This window comes from Affinirhizobium capsici (assembly GCF_977018625.1).
This window is the reverse complement of record NZ_CDRNXD010000004.1, coordinates 2,615,405-2,635,588: the sequence shown is the minus strand read 5'-3', so window position 1 is coordinate 2,635,588 and position 20,184 is coordinate 2,615,405. Positions and strand designations below refer to the sequence as shown.

17 protein-coding genes and 2 pseudogenes are annotated in these 20,184 nt (G+C 56.6%); 5 read left to right on the top strand and 14 right to left on the bottom strand.

Annotation, left to right across the window (positions count from 1 at the left end):
- Positions 1-4: 4 nt before the first annotated feature.
- The 10 genes and pseudogenes from AC0JZ1_RS16055 to AC0JZ1_RS16010 all read right to left on the bottom strand — a co-directional run bounded on the left by AC0JZ1_RS16055 (position 5) and on the right by AC0JZ1_RS16010 (position 10,265).
- Positions 5-889 carry a CheR family methyltransferase gene (locus tag AC0JZ1_RS16055; RefSeq protein WP_471883322.1) on the bottom strand — a complete coding sequence of 295 codons (885 nt, stop codon included), beginning with the start codon at positions 887-889 and terminating at the stop codon, positions 5-7.
- The gene (locus AC0JZ1_RS16050; RefSeq protein ID WP_471883321.1) at positions 879-1,367 is read right to left on the bottom strand and encodes a chemotaxis protein CheW; all 489 of its coding nucleotides are present in this window, start codon (positions 1,365-1,367) and stop codon (positions 879-881) included. Before AC0JZ1_RS16050 ends, AC0JZ1_RS16055 begins: the two co-directional genes overlap by 11 nt.
- Positions 1,368-3,275, bottom strand: a complete 1,908-nt coding sequence (locus AC0JZ1_RS16045) for a HAMP domain-containing methyl-accepting chemotaxis protein (protein ID WP_471883320.1) — start codon at positions 3,273-3,275, stop codon at positions 1,368-1,370.
- A 137-nt stretch (positions 3,276-3,412) separates the two neighbouring features.
- Positions 3,413-4,558: pseudogene (locus AC0JZ1_RS16040) on the bottom strand (methyl-accepting chemotaxis protein); the annotation flags it as partial.
- A 144-nt stretch (positions 4,559-4,702) separates the two neighbouring features.
- A pseudogene (locus AC0JZ1_RS16035) lies at positions 4,703-5,245 on the bottom strand (MCP four helix bundle domain-containing protein); the annotation flags it as partial.
- 68 nt (positions 5,246-5,313) lie between these two features.
- The gene (locus AC0JZ1_RS16030) at positions 5,314-7,002 is read right to left on the bottom strand and encodes a methyl-accepting chemotaxis protein (RefSeq protein ID WP_471883319.1); all 1,689 of its coding nucleotides are present in this window, start codon (positions 7,000-7,002) and stop codon (positions 5,314-5,316) included.
- A gap of 20 nt (positions 7,003-7,022) precedes the next feature.
- Complete coding sequence (locus tag AC0JZ1_RS16025) at positions 7,023-7,538, bottom strand: chemotaxis protein CheW (protein ID WP_471883318.1); 516 nt, start codon at positions 7,536-7,538, stop codon at positions 7,023-7,025.
- Positions 7,535-9,535, bottom strand: coding sequence for a chemotaxis protein CheA (locus tag AC0JZ1_RS16020; RefSeq protein ID WP_471883317.1), 2,001 nt, complete (start codon positions 9,533-9,535; stop codon positions 7,535-7,537). The genes AC0JZ1_RS16025 and AC0JZ1_RS16020 overlap by 4 nt, the downstream gene beginning before the upstream one ends.
- Positions 9,532-9,900, bottom strand: a complete 369-nt coding sequence (locus AC0JZ1_RS16015; RefSeq protein ID WP_471883316.1) for a response regulator — start codon at positions 9,898-9,900, stop codon at positions 9,532-9,534. The genes AC0JZ1_RS16020 and AC0JZ1_RS16015 overlap by 4 nt, the downstream gene beginning before the upstream one ends.
- 2 nt (positions 9,901-9,902) lie before the next feature.
- On the bottom strand, positions 9,903-10,265 hold the full coding sequence (locus AC0JZ1_RS16010; RefSeq protein ID WP_471883315.1) for an STAS domain-containing protein: 363 nt from the start codon (positions 10,263-10,265) through the stop codon (positions 9,903-9,905).
- Between the two features lie 247 nt (positions 10,266-10,512).
- On the opposite strand from AC0JZ1_RS16010, the gene AC0JZ1_RS16005 reads away from it, so the two are divergent.
- The gene (locus tag AC0JZ1_RS16005) at positions 10,513-12,234 is read left to right on the top strand and encodes a chemotaxis protein (protein ID WP_471883314.1); all 1,722 of its coding nucleotides are present in this window, start codon (positions 10,513-10,515) and stop codon (positions 12,232-12,234) included.
- Positions 12,235-12,260: 26 nt separating this feature from the next.
- On the opposite strand, the gene AC0JZ1_RS16000 is transcribed toward AC0JZ1_RS16005, so the two are convergent.
- Together AC0JZ1_RS16000 and AC0JZ1_RS15995 are read right to left on the bottom strand one after the other, a co-directional pair.
- Positions 12,261-13,016 (bottom strand): siderophore-interacting protein, encoded by a 756-nt coding sequence (locus AC0JZ1_RS16000; RefSeq protein ID WP_471883313.1) that lies wholly within the window; start codon positions 13,014-13,016, stop codon positions 12,261-12,263.
- 121 nt (positions 13,017-13,137) lie between these two features.
- Positions 13,138-14,223 (bottom strand): DUF475 domain-containing protein, encoded by a 1,086-nt coding sequence (locus tag AC0JZ1_RS15995; protein ID WP_471883312.1) that lies wholly within the window; start codon positions 14,221-14,223, stop codon positions 13,138-13,140.
- 411 nt (positions 14,224-14,634) lie between these two features.
- Here AC0JZ1_RS15995 and rbfA point away from each other — a divergent pair, with 411 nt between their 5' ends.
- Positions 14,635-15,048, top strand: coding sequence for a 30S ribosome-binding factor RbfA (gene rbfA / locus AC0JZ1_RS15990; protein ID WP_471883311.1), 414 nt, complete (start codon positions 14,635-14,637; stop codon positions 15,046-15,048).
- Positions 15,049-15,055: 7 nt separating this feature from the next.
- Positions 15,056-15,985: a tRNA pseudouridine(55) synthase TruB gene (gene truB, locus AC0JZ1_RS15985; RefSeq protein ID WP_471883310.1), complete on the top strand. Its 930-nt coding sequence runs from the start codon at positions 15,056-15,058 to the stop codon at positions 15,983-15,985.
- Positions 15,986-16,027: 42 nt separating this feature from the next.
- Here truB and AC0JZ1_RS15980 read toward each other — a convergent pair whose 3' ends face one another.
- On the bottom strand, positions 16,028-16,606 hold the full coding sequence (locus tag AC0JZ1_RS15980) for a TetR/AcrR family transcriptional regulator (protein ID WP_471883309.1): 579 nt from the start codon (positions 16,604-16,606) through the stop codon (positions 16,028-16,030).
- Positions 16,607-16,608: 2 nt separating this feature from the next.
- Positions 16,609-17,073 (bottom strand): nuclear transport factor 2 family protein, encoded by a 465-nt coding sequence (locus AC0JZ1_RS15975; RefSeq protein WP_471883308.1) that lies wholly within the window; start codon positions 17,071-17,073, stop codon positions 16,609-16,611.
- Positions 17,074-17,443: 370 nt separating this feature from the next.
- Here AC0JZ1_RS15975 and rpsO point away from each other — a divergent pair, with 370 nt between their 5' ends.
- Positions 17,444-17,713, top strand: coding sequence for a 30S ribosomal protein S15 (gene rpsO, locus AC0JZ1_RS15970; protein ID WP_215568120.1), 270 nt, complete (start codon positions 17,444-17,446; stop codon positions 17,711-17,713).
- Positions 17,714-18,047: 334 nt separating this feature from the next.
- On the top strand, positions 18,048-20,183 hold the full coding sequence (pnp, locus tag AC0JZ1_RS15965) for a polyribonucleotide nucleotidyltransferase (protein ID WP_471883307.1): 2,136 nt from the start codon (positions 18,048-18,050) through the stop codon (positions 20,181-20,183).
- The last annotated feature ends 1 nt before the right edge of the window (position 20,184 follow it).

Sequence of the window (20,184 nt, the reverse complement as noted above, 5' to 3'; positions counted from 1 at the left end):
CATCTCAAACACGTTTGAAGATTGTATTGGCAACCTGTTTAATCGGCAGGTTCAAACCCGAAGCGGTCTCAGAGTGGCCGATGAAAAGATAACCACCAGGCACCAGGCAATCGCACAGGTTAGACAGGACATGCTTTTGTGTAGGCTTGTCAAAGTAAATCAGCACATTGCGACAAAAGATGACATGCTGCTTGTCCTTGATGGCATAGTTTTCGTCCATGAAGTTCAAGCGGCCAAAGCCCACCTGCTTGCGCAATTCGGGTGCTATTCGCACCTCGTTGCGCTCCGGGTCGCGATGCTCCAGCAAGTACTTCCGGCGCATGGGCATGGGAACCGGCAAGATCATATCGGTAGGGTAGATGGCGCGCCTCGCGGTCTCAAGCACCTCGGTGGACAGGTCGGTGGCGATGATACGAAATTCCGCATTGCGCTTGTCGGCCACGGCATCTGCCAGCACCATGGCAAGCGTGTAGGGCTCGGCACCTGTGGAACAGGCAGCACTCCACAACCGCATGCGGCCGCCGGATAAATCAAGAATGTCCGGAAGCGCTGTTTCAACCAGATATTCGAAATGCTTCGGTTCCCGGAAGAAGTCGGTCTTGTTTGTGGTCACGGCATCGATGAGGAAGATCGCCTCCCGCTGCATGCCGCCACCCTCAAACAGGAAGTCACAATATTCATCGAAGTTCGGAATGCCGCATACACGCAAGCGCTTGCGAAGTCTTCCCTCCAGCATGGTGATCTTGCTGGGTGGCATCTTGATGCCACTGTACTCGTAGATGAATTTTGCGAGCCGGTCGAAGTTTCGCTTGTTGATGTGGTCATCCACTCCTTGAGAGGATGTCTGACGTGCTAAAGCGCTCACTCTTTCATTCCTGTCATGCAACATGCTGAACGGGTGCAAAGCCTGCAAGAGCGCCGCCGCTATCTGAGAAGAGGCGGGCGAGATCTATGATGACTACGAAACCACCGTTGCGACGCACGACGCCGGAAATATAGTCAGAGCGCCAGCGAATGCCGATATCTGGCGCACTTTCAATCTGGCCTGCCTGGAAGGGTACGACTTCGTAGACCCTGTCTGCCACGAGACCAAGCGCCAGCACTCGGTCTGCTACAGGCACATCCAGAACCAGCATGCGCGTGTGGGATGTTTTAACCGTCGCCGTCATGCCCAGGCGGAGGCGCAGATCGATGACCGGAACGCCCTGCCCACGCACATCCCTAAGACCGAGCAGATAGTCCGGTCCGTGCGGGATCTTGAAAGGGTCTTCATGGTCCAGGATTTCCCGGACCACTTCCACAGGCACGGCGAAGATTTCCTCGCCGAGGCTGAATGTCACAAACTGGGCTTCGGTGTTGTTCGCCATTCAAGCGATCCTTTTGAAATCTGAATCATCTTCATCAGGCCCGCCCATGGACATGTCGAGGGCGAAGCCTTTCACGCGGGCCTGTTGAGCCGTGACGGTATTTTCCGAGCGGCGTTGAGGTGCTGGCTTGGCGGCTGCCGGGCGATGAGCCCTGGCCTGCTGCGAAGCGTGACCTGCATTGCCGCGTTCAACCCGGAAGAAGGAGATGGAGGCCTGAAGTTCTTCTGCCTGGGCTGCAAGTTCTTCCGAGGTTGCCGACATTTCTTCCGATGCCCCGGCGTTCTGCTGGGTCACCTTGTCAAGCTGCTGGATGGCATCGTTGATCTGGCTTGCACCGATATCCTGCTCGCGGCAGGCGGCGGAAATTTCCGAGATGAGTTCGGCCGTCTTTTGAATGTCCGGCACCAGGCGGTTCAGCATTTCGCCTGCCTCGGTTGCCACCTGAACGGTCTCGCCAGAGAGCGAGGAGATTTCTGCGGCTGCCGCCTGGCTGCGTTCTGCAAGTTTGCGCACTTCGGATGCCACGACCGCAAAGCCCTTGCCATGTTCGCCAGCACGTGCGGCTTCAACGGCGGCATTGAGGGCAAGCAGATCTGTCTGGCGAGCGATTTCCTGCACGATGGAGATCTTCTCGGCAATCGTGCGCATGGCGCTGACAGCCTTGTTGACGGCTTGGCCAGAGGTTTCTGCGTCGCGGGAAGACTGGCGGGCAATCTTCTCGGTCTGGGCAGCATTATCGGCATTCTGCTTGATGTTGGCAGCCATCTCTTCCATGGAAGCGGACGCCTGCTCGGCAGCGGATGCCTGCTCTGTTGCACCCTGAGACAGCTGCTCCGAGCTTGCAGACAGTTCCTGGCTACCAGAGGAGACGTTGGTTCCGGCAGAAAGAGCATCCGAGACAACACCACGCAGACGCTCAACCATGCTCTGTAGGGCGAGGCCGAGCGTATCCTTGTCGGAAAGCGGCTTTGGCGTAATCGTCAGATTGCCTTGAGCGATCTCCTCCGCAACACGAGTCGTTTCGCGAAGGTTGGTGACCATGGCTCGCATGGATTGACCGAGCGTATCCTTGTCCGAAAGCGGCTTTGGCTCCACCGAAAGGTCTCCCAGAGCAATCCGGTCGGCAACGCTTGCGGTCACCTTCAGGTTCGCGGTCATGGCGTTCACAATTTCCACCAGATCACGAATTTCATCATCGGATTTGATCGTAACCGTATTGTTCAAATCACCAATTGCGACGGCATCGATTGCACCTGCAATCTTCTTCAATCCGCCATTGATGGTCATGCTTATCCAGACTGCGGAAGCAAGTGAAACGAGCAAGGTAACGCCGGCAAGCCCGAGCAGGATTGTGAATGAGGAGTCAAACAGGCTATCGGCAGAGGCATCGGATGCCACGACCGCCGCTACAGTTTGCTCACTAATGTCCGTCACCATCTTGTCCATCTTGTCGGATGCTTCGGTGCCGTCAGTCTGGTTTATTTCCAGAGCTGCATTTACCTCGCCCGATTTTACGAGCGTTTGAATTCTGTCGTTAATGCGTTTGTAGTTTTGCCAGAAATCTCCAATCGCTTCCCACTTGCCCTTGAACTCGGCCGGAGCTTTGCTGATGCTTTCAGCAAGAACCTTCTCAAACCCTGCACGTTCCTCCGCCATGGTTTGCAGGGCATCGGTCACACGTTCCGGCTTCGTCGCAAGAAGAAGATCGCCTTCAGCCAGACCCAGGCCATCGAAATGTGAGGCAAGCTCCTTTGCCAGATCATTTTGCCGTACCGGGCCCGACAGCATGTCGTTGCGCATCATGTTCATCTGGCTCAAACCGGAGATGCCGAGGTAAGCGGACACCGATGAGCAAATGACAACAACGCCAAATACGGCGGCAAGCTTGGATTTGATCGTAAAGCGCATCGTTAATAGCCTTTAGTATGCGGAGTTGTGTGTGATTAAGTGTTGGTTGCTGATCTTGCGTTGGTTCAGAATGACAGCATTCGGTAGATGTTTCATGCCGGGTCAGTCGAAGTGGACCCGGCACAATAGCGCGGCGATCAGGCAATCCTTTTGAAGTCGTGGTCGTCTTCGTCTGGCCCGCCCGTGGACATGTCGAGGGCGAAGCCTTTCACGCGGGCCTGTTGAGCCGTGACCGTATTTTCCGAGCGGCGTTGAGGTGCTGGCTTGGCGGCTGCCGGGCGATGAGCCTTGGCATGCTGAGCCGAATGGCCTGCTGGTGCACGACTTGTGTGGTTACGTTCTACCCGGAAGAAGGCGATGGAGGCCTGAAGTTCTTCCGCCTGGGCTGCAAGCTCTTCCGAGGTTGCCGACATTTCTTCCGATGCACCGGCGTTCTGCTGGGTCACCTTGTCAAGCTGCTGGATGGCATCGTTGATCTGGCTTGCACCGATATCCTGTTCACGGCAGGCGGCAGAGATTTCCGAAACCAGTTCGGCAGTCTTCTGGATATCAGGCACAAGGCGGTTCAGCATTTCGCCTGCTTCGGTTGCCACCTGAACGGTCTCGCCAGAGAGCGAGGAGATTTCAGCGGCTGCCGCCTGGCTGCGTTCTGCAAGCTTGCGCACTTCGGATGCCACGACCGCAAAGCCCTTGCCGTGTTCGCCAGCACGTGCGGCTTCAACGGCGGCATTCAAAGCGAGCAGGTCAGTCTGGCGAGCGATTTCCTGCACGATGGAGATCTTCTCGGCAATCGTGCGCATGGCGCTGACAGCCTTGTTGACGGCTTGGCCAGAGGTTTCCGCGTCGCGGGAAGACTGACGGGCAATCTTCTCGGTCTGGGCAGCATTATCGGCATTCTGCTTGATGTTGGCAGCCATCTCTTCCATGGAAGCGGACGCCTGTTCGGCAGCGGATGCCTGCTCGGTTGCACCCTGAGACAGCTGCTCCGAGCTTGCAGACAATTCCTGGCTACCAGAAGATACGTTGCTAGAGGCTCCCGCTGCATCCGCAACAACCCCGCGAAGGCGCTCAACCATGCTCTGTAGGGCGAGGCCAAGAGTATCCTTATCGGAAAGCGGTTGTGGTGCGACGGTCAGGTCCCCTGTCGCAATGGCGTTGGCAATATCCGCCGTGGCTCTCAGGTTGCTCGTCATGCTGTTCATGCTGTCTACAAGAGTGCGTATTTCATCGCCGGAGTTGATCTCGACGGTGTTGCTAAGATCGCCAATGGCTACGGAATTCGCCAATTCAACAGCGGATGTAATGTTACGCTTGATCGCTCTGGTAACGAACACCACCACGGTGATCGCAAGCAGCGTGATGATTGCCGTGACGGCGATCATGACTTGGGTCAACTCAGCAAAAAGCTCAAAGCCCTCTTGCTTTAATTGCGCTGCCTGACTGAGTTGATAGTTGGAAAGATCGGAAATTCCTTCCGTGGTCGGATCGACTGCCTGATAGAGCGTCTCTTTCACAAGCTTGTCGAGCAACTGAATGTCGCGCGCGGCCAGGATGCCTTTTAGCTGATCTGCCGCCTTGCTGGAGACCTTCATTTGCTCCTTCACGTGGTCGGCGAGCTTGGTCTCTTCAGGGGTAAGCTTAGTCGATAGATAGGCGGTCCATTTGTCTTGGACAGTTGCCATCGCATCATCAACGCTTTTGGCTGCTTCCTCGAAGCTTACTGATCCTGAGCGGACCTTCTGGGTTGTATCAACCATCTTGATTGCATAGGCATCCGCGACAGCATTCAGCTGTTCAAGCGGTACGACGCGGTCGTCATAAATGGTTGCCATCGATTGCGTCATGCTGCTCATGCCATAATAGCCTGCCCCACCTGCCGACACCGCAATGCAAAGGCCCGAAATGATTTGGATAGCAAGGATCTTTGCACCGATTGAGCGGAAGATTGGGCGTGAGCGGGATTGAGTCATCTTGGCAACCTTCAGGATTTATGAATTGAAAAAGTAAGACCTGCCGAGAGCAGGTCTCACCGAGCCCGTCAGGCAATGCGACGGAAGTCGTGGTCGTCTTCGTCTGGCCCGCCCATGGACATGTCGAGGGCGAAGCCTTTCACGCGGGCCTGTTGAGCTGTGACGGTATTTTCCGAGCGGCGTTGAGGTGCTGGCTTGGCGGCTGCCGGGCGATGAGCCTTGGCCTGCTGAGCCGAATGGCTTGCTGGTGCACGACTTGTATGGTTACGGTCCACCCGGAAGAAGGCGATAGAGGCCTGAAGTTCTTCCGCCTGGGCTGCAAGCTCTTCCGAGGTTGCCGACATTTCTTCCGATGCACCGGCGTTCTGCTGGGTCACCTTGTCAAGCTGCTGGATGGCATCGTTGATCTGGCTTGCACCAATATCCTGTTCGCGGCAGGCGGCAGAGATTTCCGAAACCAGTTCGGCAGTCTTCTGGATGTCAGGTACGAGGCGGTTCAGCATTTCGCCTGCCTCTGTTGCCACCTGAACGGTCTCGCCAGAGAGCGAGGAGATTTCTGCGGCTGCCGCCTGGCTGCGTTCTGCAAGTTTGCGCACTTCGGATGCCACGACCGCAAAGCCCTTGCCATGTTCGCCAGCACGTGCGGCTTCAACGGCGGCATTGAGGGCAAGCAGATCTGTCTGGCGAGCGATTTCCTGCACGATGGAGATCTTCTCGGCAATCGTGCGCATGGCGCTGACAGCCTTGTTGACGGCTTGGCCAGAGGTTTCTGCGTCGCGGGAAGACTGGCGGGCAATCTTCTCGGTCTGGGCAGCATTATCGGCATTCTGCTTGATGTTGGCAGCCATCTCTTCCATGGAAGCGGACGCCTGCTCGGCAGCGGATGCCTGCTCTGTTGCACCCTGAGACAGCTGCTCCGAGCTTGCAGACAATTCCTGGCTACCAGAAGATACGTTGTCAGAGGCCGAAAGCGCATCACCAACGACGCCACGAAGACGTTCGATCATGGCGTTGACATACCCCAGAAGGTCGCCAATTTCGTCCTTGGTCGTGATTGGCGCGAGCTGTGTGAGGTCGCCCTCAGAGACCTGTTGCACTGCCGAGACGGCGCTACGCAGACCACGGTTGATGGACATTGCGATCCAGATCGCAGCGCCGACAGCCAGAAGCAGCGCAGTACCTGCCACGGCTACGAGGATCGTCCGGGTCTGTACATATGTAGCGGCTGCTTCCAGCTTTGCTTCATTGAGGCGTCCGGTTTCCAGGTTAATTACTTCATCCAGCAGCGTATCGATCTCGGTCACGGTTACACGATTTTCGGTGCCCGAAAGCTTGGTGGCAGAAGCGGCATCCCCGGCAACGGCGAATGCGCGGATCTGGTTATCTTGACGGAGATAGTCTGCACGCAGCGCCTTGAGCTTGTTCCAGTAAACCATGCCCTTTTCGGTGGCCTTGGCAACAACAGCCTCATAGGTGTTATCGAACTCGCCTCTCAACGTCTCGATCTTGGAGATGTAGCCCTGAATGGCAGCCTGATCGGAGGTCAGGAGCATGTTCTTCTGCTGGCGCAGCTGCTGCAATTGCAGAACATTCAGATCCTGAGCCAGCTTAAGGCGTGCTGCCGGGCCTTCAATGGTTTGCTCCAAGGTAGCGTTCAGCCCTGCGAGGCTGTAGATCGCCATGCCGGCTGTTGCGAGAAGCATGATGATGACCAGGGAGAAGGCGATGGTCAGTTTGGCTTTGATGGTTGCGCGCATGATACTTATCCTGATCCGGCTCAATTCGGCTGTGGGAGGGCGTTGCCGCGATCGGGCTTTGCCGAGAAAATTGTTTGCAAATTCGGGATGATGATGAACTCACCGCCTCTTTTGACGAGGCAGTCTATGAAGTCTGGACGCCAGCGCATTCCAACACTCGGAGGCGGTTCACCGGCGGATTTGACCAGTGTGGTCACTTCGTTCACCTTGTCCGTGCGGATGCCAACCAATGTTGGTTCGCCGTCCACATCAAGCTTGATCACGATGATCCGACTATCGATGGTGGGCTTGGTGGCTTCCATCCCGAATGCAAGGCGAATGTCGGCCAAGGGGATGACCTTGCCGCGGAAATTGATGACGCTGCCAACGAAGGCCTTGGCGCCGGGCACGCTCGTCTCCGGCAAAAGATCCAGGATTTCCTGAACCTGTACCGCCTCGAGCGCAAACATCTCACCGGCAATATCGAAAGTCAGAACTTCCAGTTCTTCTTTGTCGCCCCAAAGCTCGTCGGGAAGTTTTTTGGCTGTCTGGCTCATCCTGCGGCACGCAATTGCGCCTCCTGTTGCTGACCGGCTGCCACCAGATGCGCGACGTCGAGAATGAGCGCGACACCGCCATCACCCAGAATGGTTGCGCCAGAGAAGGTCGCAACATCGTGGTGCAGCTTGGACATGCTCTTGATCACGGTTTGGTGGTCCCCGATGATCTGATCGACGACGAGGCCGACCCGTTCGGACCCGGTGGAAATGACGACGACCTTCTGAAACTGGTCAGGCTTGGTTTGGGTGGAAAACAGATCCCGCAGCCGAATGAAGGGAACCAGACTGTCGCGCAGCGAGATGAAGCTGCGGCCGCGCGAACGCATATCGTCTTCGACCGAAAGCTCCAGGCACTCTTCGACGGCAGACAGCGGGATGACGTAACGGCCGGAGCCGACACGCACCAGCAGTCCATCGATAATGGCGAGCGTCAGAGGAATAGAAAGTGTGATTTCCGAGCCTTCGCCATTCCTGCTGACGACATTGATCGTGCCTCGAAGCGCATCGATGGTTTTCTTCACCACATCCATGCCGACACCGCGGCCCGACAGGTTTGTCACCTGCTGTGCGGTGGAGAAGCCCGGCTGGAAGATCAGCTGCAGGAGATCCTGATCGTTCAATTGCGCATTCGCAGCAATGATGCCGGAGGCCTCTGCCTTTGCCCGCACGCGCTCACGATTAATGCCGCGGCCATCATCGCGAATGGTGATGATAACCTCTCCAGCCGCTTGCCGCGCCGAAAGCATGATGCGGCCTACCGGATCTTTGCCGGCGGCGCGTCGTTCCTCTGGCGGCTCCAGTCCATGGTCGCAGGAATTGCGAACAAGGTGAACCAGCGGATCGACAAGACGTTCGACGACGCTTTTATCGACTTCGGTGGTTTCGCCCTCGGTAATGAGTTCGATTGTCTTGCCGGTTTCAATGGAAAGGTCGTGCACCAACCGGCGGAAGCGACCAAAGAGTTGCGCAACGGGAACCATGCGCAGCACCATCATCGTGTCGCGAAGCTCGCCAGAAAGACGCTCCACATCTTCAGAAACCGCGCGCAGTTGCAAGTCGCCACTGCCGCCCGCCAGCTGGCTCAGTCGCGACTGTGCAATCACCAGCTCACCGACCCGATCCATCAATTCGTCCAGGCGCTCTGCCGGAACGCGAACGTTTTCAGTGGCCTTGGCTTGTTTGCCATCTTGCGCTTGCGTGTTGCGCGGGGCTTGGCCAGCCTCGACCAGCGCCGGCGTGGCGGCAGGTGCAGCAGGCTCGGAAGCCGAAGTGGATGCTGTTTCGGTAACGGCAGCTGGCGTTTCGCCGAGCACCTGAACGTCCAGTTGCATGTCGTCCATGACGAAGATGAATACATCGTCAATGGCGGAACGCGGTTGCAGTGTCTTCAGATCAACCGTCCAGGAAAGGTAGAGATCGCTTGGCACCAAAGCGTCCAGCGACGGTATCTCGCTTTTATCGACGCTGATCGTGCACTCGCCCAGATCACGCAACTCATCCAGCAATGGTAGTGGATTTGTGCCATTGGCCATGGAATTGCGTGGCAGGCTGAACTTCAAGAGGTAATGCGTGGGCTGAGGCTCGCTCTTCGGCGCCGCGGCGGACGATGTGCCGCTTCCTGCCCGTTCGACTGCGTCGCGCAATGCGGTCAAGAGGCGCTCGCTGACGGCATCATGATTGCCGCCAGGCACCTCGATCAAAGCCCTCATGTGGTCAAGCGCGTTCAAAACGGAGCTGACCAGATCGTGCGTGGCGGGCACCACGCCTTTTCTCACCTGATCGAAAGCGGATTCACAATGGTGCGTGAAGGCTGCAAGCGCCTCAAAGCCGAACATTGCACCGGAACCTTTGAGCGTATGCAGGCCCCGAAAGACCGCATCGACCTGATCCTTGTTGCCAAGGTCGTGGTTCAGGTCCAGCAGACCTGTCTCGATCAGTTCAAGAATTTCCGCTGCTTCAGTCCGGAATACCGCTATCGGATCAGGAAAACTCATCTACCTAAGACCTTTTTGACAATTTTGACGAGGCTTTCCGGATCGAAGGGCTTGGTCAGCCATCCGGTTGCGCCTGCGGCTTTGGCCTGGCTTTTCAGTTCATTGTCGGATTCAGTCGTGAGGAAGATGACCGGGACGCCCATGAATGCGGGCAATTTGCGCAATTCCCGGATCATCGTAAGTCCGTCCATGTTCGGCATGTTCAGATCGGTGACCACCAGATCGTACTGGCCTGAGCGCATCTTGCCCAATCCATCCATGCCGTCCACGGCTTCGGTCACCGCATATCCCGCATTGGTCAATGCAACGCGCGTCGTCAGGCGAACGCTGGCGGAGTCATCGACTGTTAGGATCTTGGCACTCATGGTTATTCTCCGTTATGCAACCAGAAGCGGCTGTCTTCTGGTACGATGTTCGTCAGAAACCCTCCGCGTTCCAGTACGCTCAAAAGTGAACCGGAAGCCGGTTTGGCAAGTTTCATGGATTTTCCGCAAGTAGATGCGAATATACGTGCAGCTTCGATCAATTGAACTGTGCTGACGTCTGCCTGATGATTGTCTGAAAATTCTATAACAATCGATGAATGAGCTTGAATTCCCTCTATTAGGGACTCGTAATGTTCTGAAATCTTGCGAATACTGATATCCTCACCAAATGACAAGGCCGCCGCGCCGTGCGCATCTATTTTCATCAAAACCTCATCTATACGCAGTGATTCAATGCTGCGCACTCTGGATTCCGATGCTTAACAAGATACTAATATCTGAATGGTAGTTCTTATCGGGTAAGATTTGTGGTTGTAGTTTTTTGTATCAGATTGGCGGAAATTTAACCAAAAGTGGTGCTCAAGCTTATGTGTTGGCAACTCTTTAACGAGCGCTCCTAAATATGACAGTCTAATAGCTCGTGAGAGGCGGTCGCTCGAAATAGAGGCGTCCTGTTGGCTCACTCTGAATCAGTGACGAATGGAGATTAACTTGGCACCTGCGCGCGCACTAAAAGTTGAAACCGCCAGTCCGCAGGTCGTCGTGTATGCAGACCGTCTTGAGGAAGCAAGAAAGCGGATCGAACAGCGCTTTCTGGATGGCGGTGGTGTTCTTCTTTCAGTGCTGGATATTCTCAACCGCATGGTCACATCGCTGGATGGGCTGACTAGCTCGCTGGATGAGGGGGTGGCTTCGGAAACGACCAATGAGCTTCGCGCCACAATCGCGGCCCTGTCTGGGCTGAACGGAGCAGAAGCAAGCCGTCAATCAGGTTTCCAGGAGATTGCTGAATCCGAACGTAAGCTGCGTCCGCATCTTTTGCAGATGCAGGAGACGCTGCGTTATCTGCGCACCTTTGCCGTCACCGCCAAGATAACGGGCGCGGGCATTCCGGATTTTGCCGGTTTCGCGGAAGAGATACTGGAGCGCATTCAGCAAGGCAGCGTGCAGGTTAATGGTCTCGCCGATAAGCTGGCGACGCTTGGTAGCGGGCTCGGACCAATCATGACGAAAGGCAATGCCACCGTCGAACGCTACGGCCAGGTCATCCCTCAGATCGTCAACAATCTGGATGGTGGTGTGGATCAGATTCGCCATCATCGCCAGCAGCTCAATGAGCGCGCCGAACAGGTTAAGACCATCGCGCGGGGCATTCAGATGAAGCTTGCTTCCACGCTCTCGGCTATGCAGATCGGCGATATCACCCGCCAGCGCGTTGAGCATTGTCAGTCCTCGTTTACTGTTCTTGAAGAATTCCTGTCGTCATCGGAAGCGGATTTTCTGGGCAATGACGAGCGGCAGCGATTGCGCGCCGTGATCCGCCACCTGGTATCCAGCCAGATGAATGAAATCCGAGATGATTTTCATCGCGAGACATCCAAGATCATCGATACAATTTCCAGTTTCCGCGACGAGCTGGGGCAAATTACTGCGATCCAGCAGGAAATGGCAGGTGGGAACGACGAAGGCGGCGGGTCGTTGCGTGATCTGGAGCAGGGTATTGAACAGGCGCGTCGGGCTGTTATCGAGATTGAGGCCGTAGCCTCTGAAGCATCACTGATGACGCAAACTATGCTGGTTACCATTGAATCGCTGTTGGCCGATATCGGTGTGGTTCGCATCATTCGTGGCGATATTCATTACATGGCGCTCAACACCAATCTGCGCTGCGGCAAGCTTGGTGAAGAAGGCAAGGCCATCAATGTCGTCACCGCCGAGCTTCGCTCTTTCGCCGGACATCTGGATGAGGCGGCAGAGCATATTCTGGCGCAATTGAAGGTTCTGGAATCAGCTGCCAAACGGCTGGTCTCGGATGCGCCCGAGGGCTTCGAGCGACAGTCTCTCGATGAACGCCTGGCCCGTGCGCTTCATCGCATCCAGGCTACCTCATCCTCCATGGATGCGGAGCTGGAGCGATTGACGCAGGAGGGCCGTTCCGGCGTTTCGGATATGAATTCTGCCATGCAGCGGCTCGATTTCCGGGCCGACCTCGGTGACATTCTGGAACGTTGCGCCCAGGATCTTGCCTCTCACGAAGCAGCCGATCCGTCAGGGTTGGGTCCTGCAATTGAGATTGTCGGCCCCCGTATCAACAAGCTTTACACCATGGCGTCGGAACGCGAGCTTCATGCTGCGGTTCTTGGCACCGCGCCGCCGGAAGAGGCCCCGCTGACGGTCCTCTCCGATGACGATCTGGACGCTGCTTTGTTTTAATTCGACGGCTGTTGATGAGGACGATCTCAATCGTCGACGTGATCGTGGCCCCCGTTGCGGCCAGGTCTCCAATAGCCTTCCGATGCAATCTGCTCGCGTGACATTCCACGTGAGATGAGGTGGTGGCGCTGCGCTCTCACATTGCTGGTTTCACCGATAATCAGGGCTTGCCCTCGGCCCTCGGGCAGCGCGAAGGCTGTCAGCCTGTCGAGCATAACTGAGCTCGGACGCGGTGTGCCGCGATGCAGCCATTCAATAGCGACATTACCCTTCGTGTCGAAGGACTGTTCCCAACTTGCGTCTTCTATCTCGATAAAGGCGAAGGCGCGGGCCTGCGATGGAAGCTCTTCCAGAATGTGCAAAATGGCTGGAATGCACGTCTCGTCACCCGTCAAGATATGCCAATCGGCATCTGCGTTTAATACCACGCGGCCGCGCGGACCCTTCACGTCCACCGTATCGCCAGCTTTTGCATTCCGTGCGAATTCTGGCCCTAGGGAATGCCCATGCAGCACGAAGTCAACGGCAATCGTTCTGGATGCGCGGTCGATATTGCGGATCGTATAGTGTCGACGGCCAAGCTCGCCGTTTTCCTGGGGTAGGAAGAAAACGATATCCTGCCCCGGTCTGTATGAAAATTGCTCGAAGTTCTCGGTGCTCAACAGCACGCGGCGCATTTTCGGGTGAATGTTGAAGGCATCCACAACAGTCAATTGCCAGGAGGGCAGGTTTGGCTTTCTCGCCGGGGCTGCGTTGGCAGCAGGGATGGGCTGATCCATCATCTATTCCTCTTTCGCTTATATGCTGGCGAAAGAGATAGCGATTATATCTTGCTTTTTAAAGTCATGTTTATGATTGGGATTCTCCCCCGCCTATTGTCAGGCGGGGGAGAATGATCTGCCGTCAAGCGTGGCCGCTACTGAGAGCGCCGCTTGCCTCGCGCGCCTTTTCCTTGCGGTTATACCGGATGGAGGACCAGAGGGAGAGGCCGATCAAGCCAGCGCCGCCAAGGCCGGTAATGACTTCCGGAATGTGGTAGAGCGTCTGTACGTACATGATCACCGATAGGATCAGGATGGCGTAGAACGCGCCGTGTTCCAGATAGCGGTACTCGGCAAGCGTACCCTTTTCCACCAGCATGATGGTCATGGAGCGCACATACATGGCACCGATGCCAAGACCGATGGCGATGATGAAGAGGTTCTGGGTCAGGGCGAATGCCCCGATCACACCGTCGAAGGAAAAGCTGGCATCCAGCACTTCGAGGTAGATGAAGGCCCCCAAACCGCCCTTGGCCGCCTCGCTCATGGTCTTCTGGGATGCATCAAGTAACCCACCCAGAACTTCCACGAGAAGAAAAGTCAGCAAGCCGTATACAGCAGCGTGTACGAAGGTTGATGCCTCGCCCTCTGGCAGGAACTGCGAGAAAACCATGATCAACAGCAATACGAAGGCGATTTCAACGCCCTTGATTGTGGCAAAGCGCGCCACGCGGCTCTCGATGAATTCGACCCAGTGCACGTCCTTCTCGTGATTGAAGAAGAAGGTGAGGCCAACCATCATCAGGAAGGTGCCGCCAAAGGCCGCGATGGGCAAATGCGCATCATTCATGATCCGCGCATATTCCTCAGGCTTGGATGCAGCAAGAATAATCGCATCGATGGGGCCAATGCCTGCTGCGATGACCACGATCAGCAGCGGAAACACAATACGCATGCCGAAAACGGCAATGAGAATGCCCCAGGTCAAAAAGCGGTGCTGCCAGACAGGTGTCATGTCTTTCAGCTTGTTGGCATTCACAATGGCGTTGTCGAAGGACAGCGAAATTTCAAGAACGGCCAGCACCGCACAGATGAAGAAAACCGTGAGCATGCCGCCGATCGTGCCGGTGGATTGCCAGCCCAGCACACCGCCCAGCACAAGGCCAAGCACGGTGACGATAAAAGCCCAGCGGAAATAGCCGAGCGTAGAGTTCTGTGGGGAGTTCATGGCTTTATCTCCCCGCTTGTCACGATCAGAAACGGGTCGGAAACGGGCTGCGCGCAGACTGCGGCACCCGGGAATCGGATGGTAAAGGGATACATGGCATGTAATCCGCCGGCTCAGATTGCAGGCGGTACCGACATCGCGAGAGCGCCGTAAAAACTCTCGCCAGAGGGGCCCGGCACCAAAGTTCAATCCCCGGCATCGGTTTTACCGGGGAGACACCGTCAAAGATGGCGAATTTTGCACAAAGGTCAAGATGCCGTGAGTTACCGGTGATGTCAGTGTCAAGGATGATGCGTGTAACCTTGACCTTTTAGCCCAGTCGATGCATGGAGCGGGCCTGCCCGCGCCATCTGTCTCGGTCTGTGTTATTGTTAAGACCATCGAGATTGGCCGAAGGAAAGAAAAACAACAATGAGCAAAGCTACATCTTCTGCGCCTTCGCAGCGCATGCTGCGCGTTGGTGAACAGGTCCGCGCCGCCATCACCCAGGTCTTGCAGCGGGGTGAGGTGCGCGACGATTTGATCGAGCGCACCGTCATTTCCGTGTCCGAAGTGCGCATGTCGCCAGATCTGAAAATCGCGACAGCCTATGTCACGCCTTTGGGTGTGCAGGACCATGATAAGGTCATTGAGGCCTTGAACCGCCACGCGCGGTTTATTCGGGGGCGCCTGACCGGCGCGCTTCGCCAGATGAAATACATGCCCGAAGTGCGCTTCCGCGACGATACGAGCTTCGACAACTACAAGAAGATCGACGAATTGCTTCGGTCTCCGGAAGTCAGCCGCGATCTTTCCGCCACTGCTGAAGACGACGACAAAGAATAGAGTATCCATGTCCAAACCCCGCAAACCGAAGGGCCGCCCGATTTCCGGTTGGCTCATTCTCGATAAGCCCGTGGACTTCGGCTCCACGGAAGCCGTCGGCAAGATCAAGTGGCTGTTCAATGCGCAGAAGGCAGGACATGCCGGAACGCTCGATCCCCTGGCATCCGGCATGTTGCCGATTGCGCTGGGTGATGCGACCAAGACGGTTCCTTACGTCATGGATGGCCGCAAGATCTACGAATTCACGGTCACTTGGGGTGAGGAGCGCGCAAGCGACGACCTGGAAGGCGAGGTCACGCAATCTTCGGAAAAGCGTCCGACGGAAGAAGAGATCCGAGCCCTTCTGCCGAATTATACCGGCGTGATTTCGCAGGTTCCACCGCAGTTCTCCGCCATCAAGATAGCCGGGGAGCGGGCCTATGATCTGGCCCGCGAGGGCGAGACGGTCGAAATTCCATCCCGCGAAGTACAGATCTACCGGCTGACACTGCTGAAGGCTGAGACGGAGCGGGCCTTCTTCGAAGTCGAATGCGGCAAGGGTACCTATGTCCGCTCGCTTGCCCGCGATTTTGGCCGAGAACTCGGATGCTACGGGCATATTTCGGGCCTTCGCCGCAGTTTCGTGGCACCGTTCGCGGAAGACACGATGGTTCCTCTTTCCGAGCTGGTGGCGCTCGAAGCCATTGAAGATCGCGAAGAACGCCTTGCCGCACTCGATGCGTTTCTGGTCGACACCAGCGAGGCATTGTCCGCTCTGCCACAGATCCGTATCAGCGACGATCAGGCTCACCGCCTGCGCATGGGCAATCCCATCATCCTGCGCGGACGCGATGCCCCCGTGGCAGAACCGGAAGCCGTGGCACTTGCTGGCGGCAAGCTGATTGCGATTGGCGAAATCGGTGAGGGCGAATTCCGCCCGAAGCGGGTCTTCGCGTAAGCTAAGTTTTCATCGAAAAAAGGCGACGGCGTTGGCCGTCGTCTATGTCTGCGAGATCATCTTCTCGATCAGCAACCGTTCTCGAAGACGGTCGATCGCGCGCTGAAAAACGGCGGGGTCATTCAATGCCCTTGCAAGAACAATGGCTCCCTGGATGGCGAGAACGGCCTCTTCCGCAAGGATACGGGATTGTTCGGCATCGCGTCCCTGCCGTCTGAGCGCTGCCTCCAGCGCCTCCACCCAGGCGATAAAATAAGCGCGGATGGCCTCTGCAAACAGGTCACGCGTATTGGCAATTGCCAAAGCGCCGACGAGGCAAACGCGCCCGCCGGACCTGAAGTATTCCGCCGTGGAGTCGAGCATTGAAACAACGGCGCTATTCGCGTCGTTTTCCGTCCGCAATGGAAAATAGACCTTGTCTTCGAACCATTGGCTGATTTCGTCAAGAACAGCCCGCACCATCTCTTCCTTTCCATTCGGGAAAAAGTGGTAGAGGCTTCCCTTGCCAAGGCCAGTAGCCTTGCCGATCAAGGCAAGGCTTGCACCTTCATAGCCATGTTCACGGAAAACTTCGGCCAAGGGAGCGATGGCGTCGGATCTTTCGGCGACCATGCGTGCCATGATCAGAGGCCCAGGTCGCTGAGGCTGGGGTGATCGTCCGGACGGCGACCGAGAGGCCAGTGAAACAAACGATCAGCTTCAGCGATTGGCATTTCATTAATGCTCGCGTGCCTATGCGCCATCAGGCCATCCTCTGCAAACTCCCAGTTCTCGTTGCCATAGGCACGGAACCAATGTCCACCATCGTCGCGATATTCATAGGCATAGCGTACTGCGATGCGATTGCCCGTAAAAGCCCAAAGCTCCTTGATGAGCCGGTATTCATGCTCCTTGTTCCACTTGCGCGTGAGAAATGCCTGCGCCTCATCGCGATTGGTCGCAAACTCAACGCGGTTCCGCCATCTGGTATCGAGCGTATAAGCAAGAGCGACTTTGGCCGCATCCCGGCTATTCCAGCCGTCTTCAGCGAGCCGAACCTTCTCGACGGCGGTTTCAAAGGTAAAAGGGGGAAGTGGAGGGCGTGACATATCGAGCTCCTTTTTTTTGTACTGATTGGTAATTACTGTACCGATTGGTACAATTGAGGATGAGCGCATTCTTGTCAAGCGATCATTTTTGGTCATGTGATGGGGTGGAGATCATGCAGAGGCAGCCTTGGCTGGCCGGCGCACGATAACTCGTCAGTGATCGAATGCAGGCTGAGGCACCCTTGGACGATGCCAGGCAGGAAAGAGGCAAAGCTCGTTCTGAGCAAGTCTCTTCCCAATGCCGACGGAATGGTTTATAGCGACCGCCAGCTAGGCAGGGTATGATAGCCCTCCTGCTTTCATGGCCAAAGCTGGACGACATCCCGGCTTATGGCGTCCCTTCATTCCTCACATCAGAAAGGATTGTCCGATGTCGATCACTGCAGAGCGCAAGGCTGCCCTCATCAAGGAATACGCAACTGTCGAAGGCGATACCGGTTCTCCGGAAGTCCAGGTTGCTGTCCTGACCGAGCGGATCAACAACCTGACCGAACACTTCAAGGGCCACAAGAAGGACAACCACTCCCGTCGTGGCCTTCTCAAGATGGTTTCGAGCCGCCGTTCGCTTCTCGACTACCTGAAGAAGAAGGACGAAGCTCGCTACACGAAGCTCATCGCGAGCCTCGGTATCCGTCGCTAAGACGTCATTCCGGCGGACGGCACAGGCGGTCCGCCGGTTTTGCTTTCTGGCCAAGAGTGCCAGAATTTTGAAATGCCCGAATAGGGCGCTGAGGCAGACCCGGATCCGCCGGATTTGCCGATTGTAACCGATGACCTGTCATGGGGCAGGATTGCCGGATGCTTCGCCGGATTGCCGATGCAAGTGGGTTAATTTCGCCCCTTGCACCATCGCAAACCGAATATTGGAAGCCTCCCGCTGTCTTGCCCGTGATCATGTCACACCAGGCGCTGGCTTATGGCTATACGGTATTCGTGCGCGAATACCGCAGCCGCCGCGCAACGAAGGACACATCATGTTCAATACGCATACGGTAGAAATCGAATGGGCAGGCCGCCCGCTGAAGCTGGAAACGGGCAAGGTTGCTCGCCAGGCTGATGGTTCCGTTCTGGCCACCTATGGCGAGACGGTTGTTCTCGCCACGGTCGTTTCCGCCAAGGAGCCGAAGCCGGGCCAGGACTTCTTCCCGCTGACCGTCAACTATCAGGAAAAGACCTACGCTGCCGGCAAGATTCCAGGCGGCTACTTCAAGCGCGAAGGTCGTCCATCCGAGAACGAAACGCTGGTTTCGCGCCTGATCGACCGTCCGATCCGCCCGCTCTTCCCGGAAGGCTACAAGAACGACACGCAGGTTGTCGTCACGGTCATCCAGCATGATCTGGAAAACAACCCGGACATCCTGTCCATGGTTGCAACGTCGGCTGCCCTTACGCTCTCTGGCGTTCCCTTCATGGGCCCGGTTGGCGGCGCGCGCGTCGGCTACATCAATGGCGAATATGTTCTGAACCCGCATCTCGATGAGATGGACGAATCGAGCCTCGACCTCGTCGTGGCCGGTACGCAGGACGCCGTTCTGATGGTTGAGTCCGAGGCCAAGGAACTCAACGAAGAAATCATGCTCGGCGCCGTCATGTTCGGCCACAAGGGCTTCCAGCCGGTGATCGATGCCATCATCAAGCTGGCTGAAGTTGCTGCCAAGGAGCCACGCGAATTCGAGCCGGAAGATCATTCCGCTCTCGAAGCCGAAATGCTTTCGATTGCCGAAACCGAATTGCGAGCTGCCTACAAGATCACGCAAAAGGCTGAGCGTTACGCGGCCGTTGATGCCGTGAAGTCCAAGGTCAAGGCCCACTTCCTGCCGGAAGATGGTGAAGCCAAGTATTCCCCGGAAGTTGTTGGCGCTGTCTTCAAGCACCTGCAGGCGAAGATCGTTCGCTGGAACATTCTGGACACCAAGAGCCGTATCGATGGCCGCGATCTGGAAACCGTCCGCAAGATCGTCTCTGAGGTTGGCATCCTGCCGCGCACGCATGGCTCGGCGCTCTTTACTCGTGGTGAAACGCAGGCTCTCGTTGTTGCCACGCTTGGCACTGGCGAAGACGAACAGTACGTCGATAGCCTGACCGGCATGTACAAGGAACGCTTCCTGCTGCACTACAACTTCCCGCCCTATTCGGTCGGTGAAACAGGCCGCATGGGCTCCCCAGGCCGTCGCGAAATCGGTCACGGCAAGCTCGCATGGCGCGCTATCCGTCCGATGCTGCCAACGGCTGAACAGTTCCCCTACACGCTGCGCGTCGTATCGGAAATCACCGAGTCCAACGGTTCGTCCTCCATGGCAACCGTTTGCGGCACCTCGCTGGCGCTGATGGATGCAGGCGTTCCGCTTGCAAAGCCGGTCGCCGGTATCGCCATGGGCCTCATCCTTGAAGGCGACCGCTTCGCGGTTCTCTCCGACATCCTCGGTGACGAAGACCACCTCGGCGACATGGACTTCAAGGTTGCCGGTACGGCTGATGGCATCACCTCGCTGCAGATGGACATCAAGATTGCTGGCATCACCGAAGAGATCATGAAGGTCGCTCTCGGTCAGGCTCAGGGTGGCCGCAAGCACATCCTCGGCGAAATGGCGAACGCCATTTCCGAAAGCCGTGGCCAGCTGGGCGAGTTCGCGCCGCGCATCGAAGTCATGAACATCCCGGTCGACAAGATCCGTGAAGTCATCGGTTCTGGCGGTAAGGTCATCCGCGAAATCGTTGAAAAGACGGGCGCGAAGATCAACATCGAAGATGACGGCACGGTCAAGATCGCTTCTGCTTCCGGCAAGGAAATCGAAGCTGCCCGCAAGTGGATTCACTCCATCGTGGCAGAGCCGGAAGTTGGCGCAATTTACGAAGGTACCGTTGTGAAGACCGCCGATTTCGGCGCCTTCGTCAACTTCTTCGGCGCACGTGACGGCCTCGTTCACATCTCGCAGCTGGCTTCCGAGCGCGTTGCCAAGACCTCCGACGTTGTCAAGGAAGGCGATAAGGTTTGGGTCAAGCTGATGGGCTTTGATGAGCGTGGCAAGGTTCGCCTGTCCATGAAGGTTGTCGATCAGGCCACCGGCCAGGAAATCAAGAAGACCGAAGGCGACGCTGCCGCTGAATAAG

Coding starts and splice junctions, on each gene's coding strand:
- AC0JZ1_RS15975 (WP_471883308.1), bottom strand. CDS start 17,073: ATGTCACGCCCTCCACTTCCCCCTTTTACCTTTGAAACCGCCGTCGAG.
- AC0JZ1_RS16000 (WP_471883313.1), bottom strand. CDS start 13,016: ATGATGGATCAGCCCATCCCTGCTGCCAACGCAGCCCCGGCGAGAAAG.
- truB (WP_471883310.1), top strand. CDS start 15,056: ATGTCCAAACCCCGCAAACCGAAGGGCCGCCCGATTTCCGGTTGGCTC.
- AC0JZ1_RS16020 (WP_471883317.1), bottom strand. CDS start 9,535: ATGAGTTTTCCTGATCCGATAGCGGTATTCCGGACTGAAGCAGCGGAA.
- AC0JZ1_RS15995 (WP_471883312.1), bottom strand. CDS start 14,223: ATGAACTCCCCACAGAACTCTACGCTCGGCTATTTCCGCTGGGCTTTT.
- AC0JZ1_RS16055 (WP_471883322.1), bottom strand. CDS start 889: ATGTTGCATGACAGGAATGAAAGAGTGAGCGCTTTAGCACGTCAGACA.
- AC0JZ1_RS16045 (WP_471883320.1), bottom strand. CDS start 3,275: ATGCGCTTTACGATCAAATCCAAGCTTGCCGCCGTATTTGGCGTTGTT.
- AC0JZ1_RS16030 (WP_471883319.1), bottom strand. CDS start 7,002: ATGCGCGCAACCATCAAAGCCAAACTGACCATCGCCTTCTCCCTGGTC.
- rpsO (WP_215568120.1), top strand. CDS start 17,444: ATGTCGATCACTGCAGAGCGCAAGGCTGCCCTCATCAAGGAATACGCA.
- pnp (WP_471883307.1), top strand. CDS start 18,048: ATGTTCAATACGCATACGGTAGAAATCGAATGGGCAGGCCGCCCGCTG.
- AC0JZ1_RS16025 (WP_471883318.1), bottom strand. CDS start 7,538: ATGAGCCAGACAGCCAAAAAACTTCCCGACGAGCTTTGGGGCGACAAA.
- AC0JZ1_RS16015 (WP_471883316.1), bottom strand. CDS start 9,900: ATGAGTGCCAAGATCCTAACAGTCGATGACTCCGCCAGCGTTCGCCTG.
- AC0JZ1_RS15980 (WP_471883309.1), bottom strand. CDS start 16,606: ATGGCACGCATGGTCGCCGAAAGATCCGACGCCATCGCTCCCTTGGCC.
- rbfA (WP_471883311.1), top strand. CDS start 14,635: ATGAGCAAAGCTACATCTTCTGCGCCTTCGCAGCGCATGCTGCGCGTT.
- AC0JZ1_RS16050 (WP_471883321.1), bottom strand. CDS start 1,367: ATGGCGAACAACACCGAAGCCCAGTTTGTGACATTCAGCCTCGGCGAG.